Source organism: Fictibacillus nanhaiensis, from assembly GCF_049537595.1.
GTDB lineage: Bacteria > Bacillota > Bacilli > Bacillales > Fictibacillaceae > Fictibacillus > Fictibacillus nanhaiensis_F.
On record NZ_JBMULM010000004.1, the window covers coordinates 15,054 to 32,546 of the forward strand.

General features: G+C 38.1%; 22 protein-coding genes and 1 riboswitch. Of the genes, 8 read left to right on the plus strand and 14 right to left on the minus strand.

Going from position 1 to position 17,493, the window contains the following annotated elements; all coding sequences use genetic code 11:
* The first annotated feature begins 147 nt into the window (after nt 1-147).
* Entirely contained in the window at nt 148-711 is a 564-nt protein-coding gene (locus ACOZ9X_RS16870) for a glycerol-3-phosphate responsive antiterminator (protein WP_423419214.1), read from the plus strand.
* On the opposite strand, the gene ACOZ9X_RS16875 is transcribed toward ACOZ9X_RS16870, so the two are convergent.
* The 9 genes from ACOZ9X_RS16875 to ACOZ9X_RS16915 form a co-directional block, all read right to left on the minus strand.
* A complete protein-coding gene (locus ACOZ9X_RS16875) occupies nt 706-1,482 on the minus strand; it encodes an HAD-IIA family hydrolase (protein ID WP_423419215.1) in 777 nt (258 codons plus the stop codon). The two genes, ACOZ9X_RS16870 and ACOZ9X_RS16875, sit on opposite strands and share 6 nt — an antisense overlap.
* Nucleotides 1,483-1,504: 22 nt before the next feature.
* Complete coding sequence (locus ACOZ9X_RS16880) at nt 1,505-3,205, minus strand: ABC transporter permease (RefSeq protein WP_423419216.1); 1,701 nt, start codon at nt 3,203-3,205, stop codon at nt 1,505-1,507.
* A complete protein-coding gene (locus tag ACOZ9X_RS16885) occupies nt 3,202-4,332 on the minus strand; it encodes an ABC transporter ATP-binding protein (protein WP_423419217.1) in 1,131 nt (376 codons plus the stop codon). Before ACOZ9X_RS16885 ends, ACOZ9X_RS16880 begins: the two co-directional genes overlap by 4 nt.
* 22 nt (nt 4,333-4,354) lie before the next feature.
* On the minus strand, nt 4,355-5,392 hold the full coding sequence (locus ACOZ9X_RS16890) for an ABC transporter substrate-binding protein (protein ID WP_423419218.1): 1,038 nt from the start codon (nt 5,390-5,392) through the stop codon (nt 4,355-4,357).
* Nucleotides 5,393-5,648: 256 nt separating this feature from the next.
* Nucleotides 5,649-6,074, minus strand: a complete 426-nt coding sequence (locus tag ACOZ9X_RS16895; RefSeq protein WP_423419219.1) for a hypothetical protein — start codon at nt 6,072-6,074, stop codon at nt 5,649-5,651.
* A gap of 141 nt (nt 6,075-6,215) precedes the next feature.
* Complete coding sequence (locus ACOZ9X_RS16900; protein ID WP_423419220.1) at nt 6,216-6,551, minus strand: helix-turn-helix domain-containing protein; 336 nt, start codon at nt 6,549-6,551, stop codon at nt 6,216-6,218.
* A gap of 31 nt (nt 6,552-6,582) precedes the next feature.
* The gene (locus ACOZ9X_RS16905) at nt 6,583-7,557 is read right to left on the minus strand and encodes a polysaccharide deacetylase family protein (RefSeq protein ID WP_423419221.1); all 975 of its coding nucleotides are present in this window, start codon (nt 7,555-7,557) and stop codon (nt 6,583-6,585) included.
* Nucleotides 7,530-8,879 (minus strand): glycosyltransferase family 2 protein, encoded by a 1,350-nt coding sequence (locus tag ACOZ9X_RS16910; RefSeq protein ID WP_423419222.1) that lies wholly within the window; start codon nt 8,877-8,879, stop codon nt 7,530-7,532. The genes ACOZ9X_RS16905 and ACOZ9X_RS16910 overlap by 28 nt, the downstream gene beginning before the upstream one ends.
* Nucleotides 8,879-9,742 (minus strand): glycoside hydrolase family 16 protein, encoded by an 864-nt coding sequence (locus ACOZ9X_RS16915; RefSeq protein WP_423419223.1) that lies wholly within the window; start codon nt 9,740-9,742, stop codon nt 8,879-8,881. The genes ACOZ9X_RS16910 and ACOZ9X_RS16915 overlap by 1 nt, the downstream gene beginning before the upstream one ends.
* Before the next feature lie 325 nt (nt 9,743-10,067).
* Here ACOZ9X_RS16915 and ACOZ9X_RS16920 point away from each other — a divergent pair, with 325 nt between their 5' ends.
* Entirely contained in the window at nt 10,068-10,577 is a 510-nt protein-coding gene (locus tag ACOZ9X_RS16920; protein WP_423419224.1) for a DUF2628 domain-containing protein, read from the plus strand.
* Between the two features lie 47 nt (nt 10,578-10,624).
* Here the strand turns inward: ACOZ9X_RS16920 and ACOZ9X_RS16925 are convergent, their stop codons facing one another.
* Nucleotides 10,625-10,996 (minus strand): hypothetical protein, encoded by a 372-nt coding sequence (locus ACOZ9X_RS16925; RefSeq protein WP_423419225.1) that lies wholly within the window; start codon nt 10,994-10,996, stop codon nt 10,625-10,627.
* 171 nt (nt 10,997-11,167) lie between these two features.
* Here ACOZ9X_RS16925 and ACOZ9X_RS16930 point away from each other — a divergent pair, with 171 nt between their 5' ends.
* Nucleotides 11,168-11,542: a hypothetical protein gene (locus tag ACOZ9X_RS16930; RefSeq protein ID WP_423419226.1), complete on the plus strand. Its 375-nt coding sequence runs from the start codon at nt 11,168-11,170 to the stop codon at nt 11,540-11,542.
* A gap of 67 nt (nt 11,543-11,609) precedes the next feature.
* Here the strand turns inward: ACOZ9X_RS16930 and ACOZ9X_RS16935 are convergent, their stop codons facing one another.
* On the minus strand, nt 11,610-12,584 hold the full coding sequence (locus tag ACOZ9X_RS16935; RefSeq protein ID WP_423419227.1) for an NAD(P)H-dependent flavin oxidoreductase: 975 nt from the start codon (nt 12,582-12,584) through the stop codon (nt 11,610-11,612).
* Between the two features lie 210 nt (nt 12,585-12,794).
* A riboswitch (cyclic di-GMP riboswitch) is annotated at nt 12,795-12,880 on the plus strand.
* A 30-nt stretch (nt 12,881-12,910) separates the two neighbouring features.
* On the opposite strand from ACOZ9X_RS16935, the gene ACOZ9X_RS16940 reads away from it, so the two are divergent.
* The 5 genes from ACOZ9X_RS16940 to ACOZ9X_RS16960 all read left to right on the plus strand — a co-directional run bounded on the left by ACOZ9X_RS16940 (nt 12,911) and on the right by ACOZ9X_RS16960 (nt 15,624).
* On the plus strand, nt 12,911-13,057 hold the full coding sequence (locus tag ACOZ9X_RS16940; RefSeq protein WP_423419228.1) for an anti-repressor SinI family protein: 147 nt from the start codon (nt 12,911-12,913) through the stop codon (nt 13,055-13,057).
* 84 nt (nt 13,058-13,141) lie between these two features.
* On the plus strand, nt 13,142-13,462 hold the full coding sequence (locus ACOZ9X_RS16945; RefSeq protein WP_130293321.1) for a helix-turn-helix domain-containing protein: 321 nt from the start codon (nt 13,142-13,144) through the stop codon (nt 13,460-13,462).
* A gap of 179 nt (nt 13,463-13,641) precedes the next feature.
* The gene (locus tag ACOZ9X_RS16950; protein WP_423419229.1) at nt 13,642-14,685 is read left to right on the plus strand and encodes an STAS domain-containing protein; all 1,044 of its coding nucleotides are present in this window, start codon (nt 13,642-13,644) and stop codon (nt 14,683-14,685) included.
* Nucleotides 14,686-14,918: 233 nt separating this feature from the next.
* Nucleotides 14,919-15,161 (plus strand): hypothetical protein, encoded by a 243-nt coding sequence (locus ACOZ9X_RS16955; protein WP_423419230.1) that lies wholly within the window; start codon nt 14,919-14,921, stop codon nt 15,159-15,161.
* A gap of 247 nt (nt 15,162-15,408) precedes the next feature.
* Complete coding sequence (locus tag ACOZ9X_RS16960; protein ID WP_423419231.1) at nt 15,409-15,624, plus strand: hypothetical protein; 216 nt, start codon at nt 15,409-15,411, stop codon at nt 15,622-15,624.
* A gap of 153 nt (nt 15,625-15,777) precedes the next feature.
* Here ACOZ9X_RS16960 and ACOZ9X_RS16965 read toward each other — a convergent pair whose 3' ends face one another.
* The 3 genes from ACOZ9X_RS16965 to ACOZ9X_RS16975 form a co-directional block, all read right to left on the minus strand.
* The gene (locus tag ACOZ9X_RS16965) at nt 15,778-16,431 is read right to left on the minus strand and encodes an NlpC/P60 family protein (protein ID WP_423419232.1); all 654 of its coding nucleotides are present in this window, start codon (nt 16,429-16,431) and stop codon (nt 15,778-15,780) included.
* Between the two features lie 172 nt (nt 16,432-16,603).
* On the minus strand, nt 16,604-17,095 hold the full coding sequence (locus ACOZ9X_RS16970) for a DUF6843 domain-containing protein (RefSeq protein WP_423419233.1): 492 nt from the start codon (nt 17,093-17,095) through the stop codon (nt 16,604-16,606).
* Between the two features lie 9 nt (nt 17,096-17,104).
* Nucleotides 17,105-17,428, minus strand: a complete 324-nt coding sequence (locus tag ACOZ9X_RS16975; RefSeq protein WP_423419234.1) for a hypothetical protein — start codon at nt 17,426-17,428, stop codon at nt 17,105-17,107.
* Nucleotides 17,429-17,493 lie beyond the last annotated feature (65 nt).

Here is a 17,493-nt window from a genome sequence, read left to right on the forward strand (position 1 = left end):
GTGAAACACTGAGCAAAAAGACCTAGTTCACCTCCTCAAAAGACTTGAAATAAGTCATGTGTACCGTGCATTTCTTCTAACATATGGTAAACTCTTCTTAGAGAAATAGTATAAATATTCAAAAAATGAATACGGGGTGGGAAGGATATGGAACTTGTTAATATGGTAGAATCACAGATTATCGCTTCAATTAAAGATCAGAAAGATATTGATAAAGCGATTAAAAGTTCAGCGAACATTGCTTTTCTTTTAACAGGGGACATCTCAACTGTTGAAAATTATATTAATCAGCTTCGTGAAGCAGGTATGTATATTTTCATTCATCTCGACTTTATGGAGGGCTTGTCCAATTCTAGAAGTGCCGTTAAATACATTGCCGACGTGTTAAAACCAACCGGCATTATCACAACGAAGATCAACATGATCAAGTATGCAAAAGAAGAAGGACTGATCACCATTCAACGGATTTTCTTAATTGATCGTGCTGCCATACAAAAAGGCATTGAGATGGTCAAATCGTGTAAGCCAGATGCTGTAGAAGTGTTGCCTGGATTGATGCCAAAAGTAATTGACCAGCTGTCGCGCCAGCTCAAGCTTCCTCTCATCGTCGGCGGATTGATTCAAGAAAAAGAGGATATCCTGTTAGCGCTTGAAGCTGGAGCACTCGCTGTGTCCTCTGGCGATCCCCGCATGTGGAATTTCAATCTATAGATTTACTACCTCTTTAATACTATCAAGAACATAGGACGGCTTGTATAAAGATTTTGTTAACATTTCTTGATTCGTCACACCTGTCATCACAAGAACAGACTGCAATCCATTTTCGATGCCCATTCGGATATCAGTCTCAAGCCGGTCACCGACCATATAGCACTGAGAAGGATCTAGTTTCAGAACTTGAGAGACTACGTATTCTGCCATCCACTTGGAGGGTTTTCCTGTGATTGACTCGATCCTCTGACCGGTCACACCTTCTAGGGCTCCAATCATGGCACCACAGTCCGGAATCTCTCCACCAAGGACGGGGCAGGTTCGGTCTGGATTCGTGGCAATAATCGTCGCTTTGTTGAGCCAAGCTTGAAAAGCTAGATTGATTTTTTCATAGCTGAACTGGCGATCCCAGCCGAGGACGACAAACTTCGCTTGCTTTGCGTCATACGTGATGGGGATGCCTTCGTCTTTTAGTTCTTCTAATAGCGGCTGCTCGCCAATCACTAGGGCTGCTTCTCCAGTCTCTAATGCTTCTTTTAAATATTTTGCGGTAATGAAGTTCGAGTTGATCACTTCGTCCAACTCCACTTCAATACCTAGCTTACGAAGTTTTTGTACATAATCCATGCGGGTTGATATCGATTTGTTCGTTAAATAAACGACCTTATCTCCCCGCTGTTTGAGGGCGGCGATTGCCTCTGCCGCACCCTCAATCATCACTTCATCTAAATAAACCGTTCCATCCAAATCAAAAATAAACCCTCTAGTCAATGTTCTTCCTCCACCATCCATCTTATAGTTGATTTTTCGAAATGCGGTTAGCTATTGCTTGGAGAATTAAAACGATTATGACGAGCACGACCGACATCGCCGCTGCTGTGTAATATTCACCGCGCAAAATGTTCTGGAATATGGCTAGACTCATTGGTGCCCAGTCTGCAGGCGCTAATAATATAGATATACTCGTTTCTTTGATAACGGTGATAAAAACAAGGATAGACCCGGCCGCGATACCTGGAAGCATCAGTGGTCCTATGATCGTAATTGCTGCTGTTAACGGTGTTGCACCTAGGTTAACCGCTGCTTCTTCAATGTCTTGCTTAATCGCACGCATCGTACCCATCGTTGAACGAACCATGTACGGAAGTCTTCTGATCGTATAAGCGACAATCAACAGAAGTGCCGTTCCCGTAAGATGAAGTGGTGCTGTGTTAAACGTTTGGATAAGTGCGATACCAAACGCGATACCTGGAACTACGAGTGGAATCGAAGTCATGAAATCAAGTTTAGAAGAGTTCTGTCTGACAACGAAATACGATACGAATGTCGCGATGATTACACTTAGGATTAAAGCGCCCAGTGCAAGAACAATAGAGTTTTGAATGTTGCCCATCGAGCTTGTGAAAATGGTTTGATAGTGTGATAGCGTGTAACCGTTCGGAAGAGGATTCTTCCCCCAAGTTGTCGCAAGTGATTGCAGCACGATGGATAACATCGCTAGCACGGGAATGATAACAATCGCCAAAGAATAAACAGACAAAGTGCGCGTTAATCCTTTTGCATCATTCAGCTTCTGTTGCTTCGGTTTTCCAGAAACAGATCCATAGTTCTTTCCTTTTGTAAAAAGGTGCTGCAGCCAGAAGAAGAACGCTGCAACGAGTACCATGATTACGGTTAAGATTGCCGCTCCTCCCCAGTTAAAGAATCCCGCAATTTCACGGTACGCTTCAACAACGAGCAAGTTCAGATCTTTAGGAGCAAGAATGATTGGCGTCCCAAAATCAGAGAACGAAACGGTGAAGATTAAGAGTGCACTTGAGATCACACCCGGAATCGCGAGCGGAAACGTGACAAAAATGAACGTGAACCAATTTCTTGCACCTAAGTTCAGCGATGCTTCCTCAAGCGAGATGTCACTCACTTTAAATGCAGCAACCATCGGCCAAAGAGCATACGGGAAAAAGAAGAAAACTTGGACGAGCACGATTCCAGCCATCGAGTACGGATCGAGCAGCATCCCTTCCCCGCCAAGAGAATTGTAGATATACGTCACCCAGCCGGCGCGGCCAAACATGATGATGATTGCATAGGCTGAGATAAATGTTGGAACGATTAGTGGGATCGTACATAGTGCTGCGATTGTCCTTTTGAACGGCATTGTCGTACGCGCGATCCCATAAGCGATTGGTATACACATTACGATGACGATCAATGAGACTAGAATTGCGAGCTCTAAGCTATTTTGAACCGCTGAAAAGTATGTTTTGTTCGTAAAAATCTTTTCGTAGTTATCAAATGACGCTGAACTGAACTTATCAATGGTCGATTGTAGAATGTTTGAATTGGTGATCGAGCCGAGCAGATTAATAGGTTGACCTGTGAAACTAACTAAGAATACCGAAACAAGAGGAAGCAACAGAAAAACACCAAAGAAAAGATAGATCAAAACCTTTACAAGGGTGAGTCCGTTAAAAGAGCTGAGACGGTTCTTCATATTAACAACACCCTCTCAGGATCGATGGTTAACTGCACCTTCTCTCCTTCTTTTAGGATTGCCTCACCTGGAACAAACGTAGTATCCACCACTAGCTGGTATTCCTCTACTTGAATGTCGTACCGAACAATAGAACCTAGATACGTCGAAACGAGAACCGTTCCTTCAATAATGTTAGTTAACTCATCAGAGCTGATTGTTCCTGGTTTGAATGCTTTAATGTTTTCAGGACGAACAATAACGTTTACTTCTTTTTGCTCTACGTGGTTTGTCGATTTGATCAGAAAGCCGTGTCCTTTTACGACGGAATAGCCATTCTCCTGACCCACTACCATTCCTTTTAACACGTTTGACGTACCGACAAAATTTGCAATGAATGGTGTAGACGGCCTGCTGTAGAGCTCAATCGGTGTTCCGATCTGCTTCACTTCCCCACTATCCATAACGGCAACTCTGTCTGCCATACTCATTGCTTCTTCTTGGTCATGTGTTACAAAAATCGTTGTGATCCCAAGATCTTGTTGAATGCGGCGGATCGTGTTACGCATCGAGTGGCGCAGCTTTTGATCGAGGTTGGACAACGGTTCATCCATTAAAAGAACAGCCGGTTCCATAACAAGTGCTCTAGCCAGTGCCACACGCTGCTGCTGACCGCCAGACAGTTCACTTGTGAGGCGTGTTGCGTGCTTATCGAGTTCCACGTATTGAAGGATTTCCATTACCTTTTGCTCGATTGGCTTCGGATACTTTCCTAATTTTCTGTTGAGAAGTCTTAAATAGATTGGAAGTTTTGCCGCCATGTTGCTTGAATTTAATTGTTTAATGTTTAAGCTGTAGGCGACATTTTCAAATACGTTCATGTGCGGAAAGAGCGCATAGCTTTGGAACACCATCCCACAGTTTCTTTTGTTCGGAGGAATATGGTTTACTTTTGATTCTCCGATTTGAATGGTTCCTGAAGTTGGCTGTTCAAAGCCCGCGATACATCTCATTGTTGTTGTTTTTCCGCAGCCTGATGGTCCAAGAAGAGCGAAAAACTCGCCCTCTTGGATATCCAGGTTTACATTTTTCAAGGCATGAACACCAGAAAACTCTTTTGTTAGTTGTGAAACTTTAACTGAACCCATTCTCTACCACCCCTAATGTGTATTACTGAAATTTCTCTTTCCACTCGTTTCTTACACGGTCATAGTTCTCATTCACCCAATCAATATCTAGATCTACGGCATGAGATTTTACTTTTTCAAGTGTAAGAGGTGTTTTGGATTCCACATCTGGATTGATCGGGATATGGTACCAGTTTGCTAAGATTTGTTGACCCTCTTTTGATAATAAGAAGTCGATTAATTTCTTACCGCCTTCAGGATTCGGTCCTCCTTCAACGATAGACACTGGATTAACTAGGATCGGCGTCTTATCCGGTACGACAAAGTCCACACTCTCTCCCTTGGCTTTCTGCTCGTATGCCATGAAATCGAATCCTACACCAATGTGTGCTTCACCCATGGATACAGCTTTTGTTGGAGCAGAGCCTGAATCTGGCATGGAGTTCGCTTGGTCCACTAGCTTTTTGAAGTAGTCCCAGCCTTCCGCTTCACCGCGCTGCATCATCTGGTTTAAAACCATAAGTGTTGCCGTACCTGATGCTGCCGGATTAGAGAACTGAATCTTCCCTTTCCATTTTGGATCAAGAAGATCATCCCAAGTCTTTGGCGCTTCTTCCGTTTTTACAAGGTCCGTGTTATAAGCAAAACCGAGTACGAACACTTCAACACCAACATACTTCCCATCTTCATGCTTCACTTTAATTCCGTCTTCCACCGTATCCCAATCTTTTGCAAAGTCAGGAATGTATTTTCCGATAATCCCTTTGTCAACAGCCGCTTCAAACGGAAGGATGCCTCCCCCTCCGTACCAAACATCACCTTGGGGATTATCTTTTTCCGCCATCATGCGGTTCACGAGTACGTTCGTACCTGCGTACTGAACATTAACAGATCCATCATGAAGCTCTTCGAATTTTTGTCCAAGTTCCTTCGTCATATCAGGAGTCTCTGGAGAGTAGAATGTAATTTCCCCTTTTCCATCCCCACCACCAGAATCTTGATCACCCGCACATGCCGTGAGTAAGAGTATACTCATCATTAAAAATACAGAAGTAAAAATTGAAAAAGACCTTTTCATCATTCAACCCCCTATAAGTTTATGATCGATTTTTCGGCAAAGAAAAAAGAGAAGAAACACCAATGTAAACCCTTTCAAAAGAAAGGATTACAAATTGGGTTTCTTCTCATGGTCTCTTCCCGTCCATATTCGATTACTATCATTATACAAAATTATCTGAATTTTACAACCTGTTTTGTAATAAAAAATTTACAAAATCTTTACTTTGCATTTACATAAAAAAGACTAATACTCTAGAGGGAGAGTATTAGTCTTTGATTTAACGAGCCGTTTTTCTAAACTTAACAACAAATCCAAAAATGAATGACACAATCGTCATAATGAACATTGCAGTAGTGAGTGTTGTTACGCCTCCATTAATATTAAGCGCATGATACACTTGTACACAAATTCCGAATGGAACCGCAAAGAACAAAAACAACATTCCAAAGATCGCATTCTTCGTATTGTATAATTCAGTCTGATGTGCGATATCTAAAACTTTTAAACTTAAAATCCAAAAAGCACTCGTGATGGACCAGAATAGAAGTATGGAAGAAATAAATGAAGTTGAAGTCAGTCCCATAATTCGTTCAAAGAACAAATTAATATTCCCCCATACCATCACTGTTTGATAAAGTCCTAAAGCAAATAAACCGGCTAAGAAGATAAACGCAAATCCAAACCCTGATGTAATATGTTTCATCCCCAAATATACTCTCCTTCCCCAATTCCGATAAAACGAAACCTTATTTTCAAATTATTTTACAATATTTTTTAGAAAATTGGAACCCTTTACAGCCCATTTGAATTGTAAAATGTTAAATAAGCAGAGAGCAGTGGGGTTTTAATTAGTTTGTTTCCTTTTCCAAATTGTAAATTCTATATATTCAATGAGTTCTTCTAATTGGCTATCATCCATACGTGCTATTGCTTTTCTAAAAATAGCAAAATCACTTTGAGATTCTTCATTCTCCGCAGTACACTTCGTCCCAATCAATAACCTTTCCTGTTCAATATCTAGAGCTTTTGCAACCTTATTAATATATTCAAATGTAGGATTGTTCTGAAGATCTCTTTCGATATTACTGAGATAGGATTTCGCAATTCCTGCCTTTTCTGCAAGTTCTGTTAAGGTCATTCCTTTTTCAATCCTTAGATTTCGTATCCTCGTACCGATCATGACTACCCCTCCAACCCACCCGTTTCATTCATTACTTTACGTACTGTTTAAATTCTTTAAATGTAGTTTTTGAGAAGATTTGAAATCGTGGGATCTCAAAAAGATGATCTTTGCTGCTGGCTAGTCTTTCTTCAGTCGTAAACGCCATTTTAAATCCTGCCTTTTTTAAGACCTTAATCGTTTCTGGCGAATATTCACCGTACGGATAAGCAAAGGCTAATTTCTCGCCACCTAGTTGAAAAATACTCGTTTTTATATCTTTTGCTACTTCACTTTTAGACTTTGAGAGTAAGTAAGGGGTTTTGTTAGCTCTACCGCTGATTTTTTCTTTTTTGTGGTAACTATATGTGTGGCTCTGATACTCAAACACATCACACCCTTTTCGTAACTCCACTGCACTAAAATATTGAACATATTCAGGCGTATACGTGTGGACTCTATTCGTAGTTGTACCTGTAATTAAGAAGTTCACTGCTCTAAAATCATACTCTTTTAATATGGGATAAGCCTCCACAAAATTATCTTTATATCCATCATCAAACGTTAAGACCACACTTTTCTCTGGAATGGGCATCTCGTTTAATAAAAAAGAATATAGTTCATTGAGCGTTAAGGTAACATATCCTTCTTTTTTCAAATAGTTCATCTGTTTCTTAAAATCACTTTTTTTAACAATCATCGGGTTTATTTCCCCTTTGATATAATGCCGATCTTCAATATCCTTATCATCAATAATGCGGTGATACGTTAAAATAGGAATATCACTCCCCGCTTGTCCATCAACTGCAAAAGTCCGTACCTTTCTTTCCGATCCATTTTCACAGCTTTCTAACGAAATTTGCTGACTAGCAGGTAATAGCCCTTTGTGTTCTTTTGCGAGAATTTCATATTCATTGATAACAAACCCAATTCCCCATCCTAAACCACACAATAGAACAAGAAAGCCAAACGCTACGGAAAACTTAGAAATGAGCTCATTCATGATGCTTTCTTCACTCCATTCCATTCTACATTTCCGGATCTCTCTAACTTGTCCCACGATTGTGATTTATAGAAATAAGATACCGTTCCGTATACGACAAATGAAAGATTGATCATTCGATAAACAAAGATCTCAAATGGAAGAAATAACAGTACTCTCGCAATATCTGCCTTAGAAAATTTAACTCCGTGTAAGAAGGATACGTATAAGGTTGTTAGGCTTTGATACATAAAAAGGAACACAGCTCCAAGTCCAAGCAAAAACAATAGAATCATATTACTTTGGTTGTATATGAGTAAGATGGGAGATATCACAAAGGGAAAAGCATTTAATGTGCCGATAATAAATTGATCGACTAAGAAAAAAAGAGAAAAACGGATCGAAAATTTATGAAAATAACAAGTTCTGTAATGCACCAGACAATCGATAAAGGCTTTTTGCCAACGCACTCTTTGTTTGAACATATCTCTTAACGTGCTCGGACACTCTGTGTAACATATGGCTGTTGGTACGAAAGCTATTTTTTTCTTACTTTTCGTTTCTTTAATGTATTTGTGCAGTTTGAGTGTGATATCCATATCCTCGCCGATTGTTTTCCTGAACCCGTTTATGTTAAAAAGTGTTTCTCTTCTAAACGCACCGAATGCCCCTGCAATAACGGTAATCGCACCAATGGATGCTTGTGCTCTCTTATGAAGGTAAAATGCCGTTAAATACTGCAGAAACTGAAACTTAATAACACCTTTAATTTTAAATGTCGGTTTCAGGTTTTGAAAATCACCTGTAAAAGCCTGTGCAATAAGCACGTTTCCTCCACATGCGATAACGTCTTCTTCTTGAAATTTTGCATTCATTTCCTTTAAAGCATGCTTTTCCAAATAACTATCTGCATCTAACGTCACTACGATTTCGTTCTGGCTAAAATCAATTCCGGCATTTAGTGCATCTGCTTTTCCGCCATTTATTTTATCGATTACATATATATTTGGAAACTTTCTCGATTGGTACGTATTCTTTATTAACTGGTAACTCAACTTTTTATCTATTTTTCTATTACATATCTTAAAAGCCAATAGTTTGTTTAAATAGTGGAGCGTGTTATCGGTTGACCCGTCATTTACGATAATTAACTCTGCACCCTGGTACTTTGAATACAGAAACCCAATTAAACAATGCCGCATTACCTTTTCCTCATTGTAGGCAGGAACAATGACAGAAAACGTATAGTTCTTTTTGATTTCCTTTACCTTTTTACTCTCATTTTTGAATAGTGGAATGAATATATATAGTGACTGAAAAATTACAAAAGCCAGGAAGATTCCCAATGAAATATAAGTAAACAGCATTATTGTCCACTCCCGTCATGTTTTTGATAGACTCGCACATAATCTATTAGCAATTCCTTAGGGTATTGGTCTGATGAACTAGGTGGTCCTGGCCAATTACCACCTATTGCTGTATTTAAATAAAGAAATAAAGGCGTAGATGGAGAAAAGTGCTTTGTTTGGAAAACGATTTGATGATCTACTAACCAAATGATTCTATCTTTTTCCCATATGAGACTGTATAGGTGGAAGTCCTTTGAGTAGTCGACATCTTTACTGATAAAATGTGTAAAATCTCTCTTTTTCGTTCCATTCGCATCCTGCCAGTGAACGACAAAATAGAGTTCATTCGGAGCATTTCCCAAGTTCTCCATCATATCGATTTCAGGCAGCCAAGTTCCGTTCATAGAGTTAACTAACCAGAAAGCAGGGAACACTCCTTGTCCTTTTGGAAGTTTTGCTCGTATATCTATCTTTCCATAAGTAAATTCCAGTTTATTTTCAGTAGTCAGTGCGCCTGAAGTGTATTCCCTCCCCTTAAATCTCTCTCTCTTACTCTCTATTACTAGGTTTCCTGCTCTAACTTTCACATTTTCAGGTGTGTAATATTGCCATTCGCCATTTTTATTAGAAGGCCAATCCTGTAGGTTCCAATCCTTAAAGGAAGCTCCATTTTGGAATTCATCATTCCAGATCAATTGCCATTGACCTTGACGTGACTTAGGTTGTGGTTGCGATTGCAGATGCGGTCCCTGAATGATAGTTTTTGGTTGATAATCCACATTTGAAATACTTGCATTGTGGGATTGGGTTTTGTTCTTAACCATTATTTTTTCCTCTTGATGGCCGTCGCCAGTAATGATTAATAAAGAGCAAATAAACATAAAAAGGATACGAATTTTTAATCACTCCAATCCAACAGAAAATTCGTTCTTTATAAAGAACATTATAGGTAAAAAAAATAGAAACACGGTGTGTTGTTCTTTTTATAGTTAGTTTGTTCTTTAAATAGAACTAATTTGTTTTCAATATAGCAGGTCTGTTAGATACTGTCAATAATTAATTCTTTATAAAGAACACAATGTATAAATGACATTTACTAGGTTTAAAGAGACACAAAAAATGGAATATAATGGTTAGTTTTCACTCTGTTGGAATGATAGACTTCATTGGGATAATCATTAAGTATTATGGAAGGAGAAATGCGGCTTGAATCAATCTACCCAAACAGGCGCAAGTTTATCAAGCTCTGACCGATTGGTTGGTGAGGAATCTAAACTCGCTGAATTTGTCGGAGAAAAGAAGAAAGACTTTTATTTAAGAAAATGGCAAAAAGACAACAGCTGGAACTGGGCCGCTTGTTTGTTAACGATTTTTTGGCTTGGATACAGAAAGATGCTCAAGCCTGTCGTTTACATTATTCTTGGTTTTTTAGCAATCGACATCATTACTTTATTTATAGGAATTGACGGAGCGGCAATCAGTCAAGGTCTGGGCTATGGTCTTGCGGGGGCTTTAGGGATTACAGGAAATATGTTTTATAGAAAGCACGCAGAAAAACAAGTGCATGCAGTTAATCAGCTTTGTATTAGTGAAGAAGAAAAGATGCATGAACTTCGCAAACGCGGTGGAACGAGTGGAAAAGGAGCATTCTTGGCTGTCTTAATGTTTGCTGGTTATCTCGTTATTTCAATCGTATTCGCTCTTACTTTTTCATAAAAATTATAAAAAGATAACTCGTGTGTGGAGTTATCTTTTTTGGTTGCTTATGAAAAGATCTTTTCTTTTTGTTTCATGATCTGGTGGAGATTTTGTTTTAGCAACGCAGCTTTTTTTATGATGGCTTCTTCAAACTCCTCGATGGTTGTTTGATTGCCGTTACTTTTAACTGGTTCAGTGTCGATAATTTCTTCTAACTGCATGCGAGCAGACGGTTCCTCCTGTTTATCTTCTAAGCATCTTAAGAAGATAAAAGTGTCCATATCTCTATAATTTAACTCAATCTCAATTTCCAGTTGATCGCTTACATAAGAGAAGGTTGTCTTCCAGCTCCCATCAGTATCGACCGGTTCAGAAAATCCGTAGTCTCGAATTAAATAATAAAAACTTTCTTCGGTAATAGATGTGAATAAATTCATGGTAACACCTCCATTCAAAATTTTGTTTCATATATGTTGTAATCAATTCCTTACAGTTTACACGGTTTCTTAACATAAAGATAATACTTATACTTTCGCTCTATTCTTCTCTTCTCCTCTTTCCAATGAAAATATGGAGGGATAAAAAAATTCACAGGAAAGGACACGGCCATGCCGTGTGGAGTTACTTTAGAGGAAGCTCTTCAAACATTAGGGCCTTATGACAACTATAATGACCAAGATTATCATTCACCCGTTTATGCGAGTTGGAAATTTAAAAATGCAGCAGAAGAGAGCGATTTATATTTTGAAATTAGCGAACCAGGAAAAGGAAAAGTCAGCTACATTGGTTTCAAAACATTAGATAGAGCCTATGTAGAAAATTGGGTAAATCAACTTGGTGAACCATTTCTAGAGAAGACTTCATCAGAGTTTTATTATGAAGAGAAATCTCAACAAATGCTAATTATACAGGATTGGAAAACTCATTATGATATCAGCTTACAAACAGAAACCAATCTAGAGCTTTATAAAAAAGAAAATTAACAAAATCCCCCAAAACCACGTTTATCCACAGTGTATTTGGGGGATTTTAGTTCTAAAGGACTATCAATTAAGTTGCTGTGCTAATTGATTCCTTAGAATCTAGTGCCTTTTGATATTCACTTTTCAAGTCATCCACTACTTCTTTTACAGTTGAAATTTTCTTAACGCTACCTACACCTTGTCCAGCAGACCATATATCTTTCCATGCTTTTGCTTTCGTTTCAGAGAATGAAAGGTCTATAGAATCTTGTTTCATTAAATTCTCTACATCGAATCCCGCTCTTTGGAGTGATGGAAGCAGATAATTCCCTTTGATTCCGCTTATTGCGTCCGTATAAACGAGATCTTCAAGCGTTGATTCAATCAGCATCTGTCGGTATTCTTCGCTGGCAGATGATTCTTGTGTCGCAATAAAACGGGTGCCCATATACACGAGGTCAGCTCCAAGAATCTTCGCAGCAAGAATCTCCTCACCCGTAGAAATCGCCCCAGCTAGAATCGTCATTCCATCCCAGAATTCTTTTACCGCTTTTAAGAAAGCAAATGGATTTAGAGTACCACCATGGCCACCCGCGCCACTACACACTAGAATCAACCCGTCTATGCCAGTTTTTGCAGCCTTGCGTGCATGATCAAGTGAAATGACGTCAGAGAATACAAGTCCACCGTAACCATGAACAATTAGAGCTACATCACTTGGATTACCTAACGAGGTAATCACTACTGGCGGTTCGTACTTTTTTATCAACTCTAAATCTTCTTCAAACCGTTTATTCGTACGGTGAACGATTAAGTTCACGCCCCAAGGAGCTATCTTTGCAGATGGATCTTCTGTTTGTGATTTATGGAGTTCTTCTGAAATATGCTTCATCCAATTCTCTAAGAGATCGGAGGTTCTTGCATTCAATAAAGGGAAGGTTCCTATAATTCCATTTTTGCAGCTTTCAAGGACCATTTCGGGACTTGAAACTAAAAACATAGGAGCGTTAATGACAGGTAAACTGAGTTGATTCGACAATTTTAAAGGTAAATTGCTTTTCAAGTTCGATCATCCTCTCGACTATTTAGGTAGACACCTTAAAAACCATTCACATACTTGTTCCATAAGACCTACAGCAATCCCTTTTTATCGTTTTATGGGGTTCCTAAAAAATATTTAATATTACATTTACATTTCAGCCATTTTCTGACAACATTTTCTTTTTCGCTTGTATATAATCAATTTGTGTTAGGAACTTATACCTAATTATCCTTCAGTCAAGGGCAAACATATTCGAAAGAAATGGGCGCAAAGCCACGGATCTAAAGCTATTAAGCTATGATGGCCGGGTTACCTGGACAATACATACTTTCTGGAGGGATTTTTTAGTGGAAAATACTTTGACGTTAGATCACGAGTGGATTGAATTGATGAAAGAAGCGAGAGATCAGGGTTTCACTAAAGAGGAAGTTATGAGTTTTTTACAGAATCCCATTTCTCTGATGGAAGGTTTTTCATTGCAAGAAAATAAGTAGTAAACTGGTCACGGAATTTATTTACTTCCCTTTTGTAGAAAGATATAATAAAGGCAAATTACTACTTAAATGGGGTTGCAGATGATGATTGGTGAACGTGTAAAAAAATACCGCACTGAAAAAGGGCTCTCCATTACAGCTTTAGCTGATAAAGCGGGGGTAGCAAAATCATATATAAGTGCACTTGAAAGAAATATCCAACAAAATCCTTCAATTCAGCTCTTGGAAAAGATTGCGGATGTTTTGAATATTTCAGTTGACCACTTGATAAAACCTGAAGTCGACACAAAAAACTTAGACCAAGAATGGGCGGATTTAGTAAAAGAAGCCATGGGATCTGGTGTAAGCAAAGAGCAATTTAAAGAGTTCTTAGAATTTAATAAATGGAAAAACAAACAAAATTAACCACCTGATTATGATCAGGTGGTTTTTACGTTGTTGATTTTCTCTTTGTGTCTTCGTGGGAAGTACATAATGTGGTTTTTGTATTTGTGTGGGGTCTGGCCCCACACAAATGTTTAATGATGAATGAAATAGGGTACAGGAAAAGGGTGTCTACTATTTTTGTCTATGGAGGATTATAAATGAAGCAGTCGCCAAATCAACTAATGAAATCTCAAAAAAGTGTAGATGTTAACGGTTCTTCTTTTCATTGGGACACAACAAAAGGTATATTTCAATTTGAAGGCCAAGATGTCATGCTGTTTTGGATTGATTCAGCATTCAAGGTGTTTCTCGATTCTATTGAAGAGATCACAGGAGAAGGAACCGCGGACCTTGTTTTTGAAACGGCTGGGTATCGGACTGGATTAATCGTTAGTGATTTTTACATAAGAACGATTGGTGATATTGAGATTTCCGCTGAATCATTACCTACGATCTATGCATCAGCTGGTTGGGGGAAAACATACATAGAGCTTGATATAGAAAAAAAAGAAGCTGTTATTACCATTACAAACAGCTGGGAAACGAAGGTAAAAAAAGCGCAGAACAGCGAACGCATGGGTCGTTTCTTACCTGGCCATTGGGCTGGCGTTTTCACTGGACTTTTTCAAACCAACATGTGGTATGAGGTTTTAGAAAACGAATCTGACCCTACCACGATGAAATTAAAAATCTCAGAATCACCTATAACACCTAAAGATAACATCCGCGATCTCGTTCAACGTGAAGAACAGCGTGAGATCATGAAGCTAGAAGCTATGGTTGAAGACCGAACAAGAGAGTTAACGGATCTCATTCGAGAGATTTCCTCTCCGATTATCCCAGTAACTGATCATATCGTAGTTATACCGTTAATCGGTAAATACAACGAACTTCGTTCAAACGATATGTTAGAGCATACTCTTACTGCACTTCCTCAACACCGTGCTAAGTTCGTGATCTTAGATCTTACAGGTATCAAATCTATTGACACGGAAATGGTCGGTATGTTGAACAAGCTTGTTTCTTCTGCAAGATTATTTGGAATGGAAACGCTTCTGGTAGGTATCTCACCTGAATTAAGTATGGAAATTACAAAACACCAATATTCTCTAGGAGAAAGTACATATTTCAGAAACTTAAAGCATGCCATTCACTTTGCTTTCGCTAAAGAAGGAATGTTCATACAAGAACCTACGAAGTAATGAAAAACCACGCTGCGGTTGCAGCGTGGATTTTTCGTTTATTAATTTTATCTTGTTGTTCTCCGGTGTATTTCTGAGAAGAACAAATTAAAGGAATTTGTATTTGTATGGGGTCAGACCCCAATTTCTTAAAATCTCAACGTTCGTCTAAGCAACTTGTCTGACTCTACATATGATATACAGAAACCGAAACCAATTGGAAGTCGGTATCAATTTGTGAGGTGAAACGATTAATGTGTAACAAGTGTGGAAACTACGACCACTGCAAATACGAGAAGCATGAGAAGCATGAAAAGAAGTGTTACAAGAAAGTAGAATGGGTTTGTGAAGAATCTTCTTCATCATCCTCTTCATCTTCTTCGTCCTCTTCTTCATCTTCATCTTCTAGCTACGAAGTGTTGAAGTGCAAGAAGTACAAAAAAGCTAAGAAAAAGCAACATCATTGCTGCGATCCTTGGGCAAGAATCTTGTTCTAGGATAAGAATTAGAAAAGAAGTGCAAACACTGGTTTGCACTTCTTTTCTTTTATAATTCTTAAGTACTTATACTCCGCTTTGGATTCCTAAATATTCATTAGACTTTAGCCGATAAAGAAAAAGACACTATTAATGTTCATTTATTGTGAAAAACCTGTTAGCTCAACATTCTTAATCATAGTAGTTAAATAATTTATAAACATAGACTTACTGCCCATAATTTACTTTTAACACGGAGGCTTTTCATATGAACAATCAAGTTGGAGTTAAGTTTACATATTATCGCATGGGAACGACCATTTCTATAATGACTGACTTTGAAAATATGGATAATCTATTCGAAAAAGGTCTAGAACGAGTAGCCCTAGATTGTATAGATGAAGTGTACAGAGCAACAGAATTTGATCTAACCAAATTATCTCAACCTATCCTGCAACTCAATTTTGTTTCTTTTCAGAGTTAAGTTACCATTCTGATCAGTCCATTACTGAAAAGTATAGAATAAAAGTTATCAACACTAGAAGTGCAAACAAAGAACTAGTCTATTAATAGTTATATGTACATAAAAAAGGAATGGCCTCTACAAATGCAGAGTCATTCCTCTTAAAATGATTATTTATAGACGCTTTGTTCCTAAGTAACGCGGCTTCCAATAAGTGTTGTTCATATCTGAAATCGTCACTCCTGTTGAAGAACCAGCGTGAATGAACTTTCCATTACCTATATAGATTCCCATGTGTGAAGCTCCGGAATCTGTCGTTGAGAAGAACACAAGGTCTCCTACAGCTTGAGTAGATACGCGATATCCTGTTTGGTTCCACATGTCTTTCACCGTACGTGGCAGAACGATATTGTGAGAGTTTTTAAAAACATAGTTAATGTATCCTGAACAGTCAAACCCGGCAGTTGTTGTTCCACCCCATACGTAAGGAGTTCCTTGGAAACGCTTTGCATAATCAACTAGATAGGCATTATTAACATTATAGACTCCTAGTTTATTAAATGTATTACGACCCGCAATCCCATCTGCTGTCAACCCTTTTGCACGTTGAAAGCTCATTACCGCACTCTTCGTATAGGAACCGAAATATGTAGTTGTTGAACCACTATATGTAAAGTAACCTTTATCTCGCAATATTGTTTGAAGTGTTTTCACATCTGAGTGTGTCATTGTTGGACGAAGTGTTTGATCTCCAATATTTGCAAACGCCTGTATTGGCGATAATAATAAACTTGCACCTAAAACTGATGTAACTATCCATTTTTTCATTATTTATCCCAAACTCCTTTGATTTTCCAAGTAATCTATTATTATCCTACAATAAATAATAGACCTTGTGTTTTACGCTTGCGTTACGGAAAATAGGAATTTGGTCTTCTTGTAAAATCTTGTCGAATTTAGTATTGTGCTAAAATAATGATTTAAAGTAATATATTATTCATTAATATCCGAAATCTCCAAATCCTTCTTTTTGTAAAATTTCTTCAACACCAATGCTATGATCCTCTAAATATTGACTACCATAAGTAGAAAAGTGGTCTGTACATTCCGAATTAATGACCGTAAAAGAATGATAAAAAAAGTCTCTACTATCATTAGAAATAGATCCTGAACTGCCAATATGAATACACTTTTCCTTAATCTTTTCTTTACGACCTTCTTCATCTATATAGAAGTATTTGTTATTAAATGTACCTTCTGGTTCTGGTAACGCCGTTAGCCCATAACCCTGATTATTTATTTTTATTTTATTATAGTCTCCCACTTTGTCTGGTTGTTGCTCATCTTCAATGTCGTATATCACTGTCACTTTACCTATATAACCAGCAGGAATGAGGTAATATTCGTTCGTTTTGTTTTCTAGTAACTCTTGCACGTAAAGCGCTAAATACAATGTAAGTACAGTGAAACCGACCATAAAGGTAGTATTCATCAATCTTTTTCAATTTAAGTTATGTTTCTCTCCCTTTTGCCATTCTTCAGACAAGAAAAAGAGAGTAGCACAAATAATTGCAAAGAAAATATGTAAAAAGCCCGACAACCAGAAATGAAATCTATCAATTTTTTTCATTAACAAATCTATTAGTAGAGATGCTGGTATGCCATAAAAAAAGTTACCAGCTAACGCAAATAGATAAACGATCACCAAAGCTAAAGAACCTTCAGCTGAACCAGATTCATAGACTAGATACAATCCTAATAACATGGTTAATAAAAAGGACGCCAAAAGAGCTGACTTCATTTTTCTCAACAAGTGTTTATTCATAACCCAGCCTCCTTGTGAATGTTTTCACATATAGTCTATCACTTTGATTCTAACAATGGAATATT

Coding starts and splice junctions, on each gene's coding strand:
- ACOZ9X_RS16925 (WP_423419225.1), bottom strand. CDS start 10,996: ATGAATTTATTCACATCTATTACCGAAGAAAGTTTTTATTATTTAATT.
- ACOZ9X_RS16975 (WP_423419234.1), bottom strand. CDS start 17,428: ATGAATAAACACTTGTTGAGAAAAATGAAGTCAGCTCTTTTGGCGTCC.
- ACOZ9X_RS16950 (WP_423419229.1), top strand. CDS start 13,642: ATGAAGCAGTCGCCAAATCAACTAATGAAATCTCAAAAAAGTGTAGAT.
- ACOZ9X_RS16890 (WP_423419218.1), bottom strand. CDS start 5,392: ATGATGAAAAGGTCTTTTTCAATTTTTACTTCTGTATTTTTAATGATG.
- ACOZ9X_RS16885 (WP_423419217.1), bottom strand. CDS start 4,332: ATGGGTTCAGTTAAAGTTTCACAACTAACAAAAGAGTTTTCTGGTGTT.
- ACOZ9X_RS16970 (WP_423419233.1), bottom strand. CDS start 17,095: ATGAATACTACCTTTATGGTCGGTTTCACTGTACTTACATTGTATTTA.
- ACOZ9X_RS16895 (WP_423419219.1), bottom strand. CDS start 6,074: ATGAAACATATTACATCAGGGTTTGGATTTGCGTTTATCTTCTTAGCC.
- ACOZ9X_RS16930 (WP_423419226.1), top strand. CDS start 11,168: ATGCCGTGTGGAGTTACTTTAGAGGAAGCTCTTCAAACATTAGGGCCT.
- ACOZ9X_RS16910 (WP_423419222.1), bottom strand. CDS start 8,879: ATGCTGTTTACTTATATTTCATTGGGAATCTTCCTGGCTTTTGTAATT.
- ACOZ9X_RS16955 (WP_423419230.1), top strand. CDS start 14,919: ATGTGTAACAAGTGTGGAAACTACGACCACTGCAAATACGAGAAGCAT.
- ACOZ9X_RS16905 (WP_423419221.1), bottom strand. CDS start 7,557: ATGGAATGGAGTGAAGAAAGCATCATGAATGAGCTCATTTCTAAGTTT.
- ACOZ9X_RS16915 (WP_423419223.1), bottom strand. CDS start 9,742: ATGTTTATTTGCTCTTTATTAATCATTACTGGCGACGGCCATCAAGAG.
- ACOZ9X_RS16945 (WP_130293321.1), top strand. CDS start 13,142: ATGATTGGTGAACGTGTAAAAAAATACCGCACTGAAAAAGGGCTCTCC.
- ACOZ9X_RS16880 (WP_423419216.1), bottom strand. CDS start 3,205: ATGAAGAACCGTCTCAGCTCTTTTAACGGACTCACCCTTGTAAAGGTT.
- ACOZ9X_RS16870 (WP_423419214.1), top strand. CDS start 148: ATGGAACTTGTTAATATGGTAGAATCACAGATTATCGCTTCAATTAAA.
- ACOZ9X_RS16900 (WP_423419220.1), bottom strand. CDS start 6,551: ATGATCGGTACGAGGATACGAAATCTAAGGATTGAAAAAGGAATGACC.
- ACOZ9X_RS16960 (WP_423419231.1), top strand. CDS start 15,409: ATGAACAATCAAGTTGGAGTTAAGTTTACATATTATCGCATGGGAACG.
- ACOZ9X_RS16965 (WP_423419232.1), bottom strand. CDS start 16,431: ATGAAAAAATGGATAGTTACATCAGTTTTAGGTGCAAGTTTATTATTA.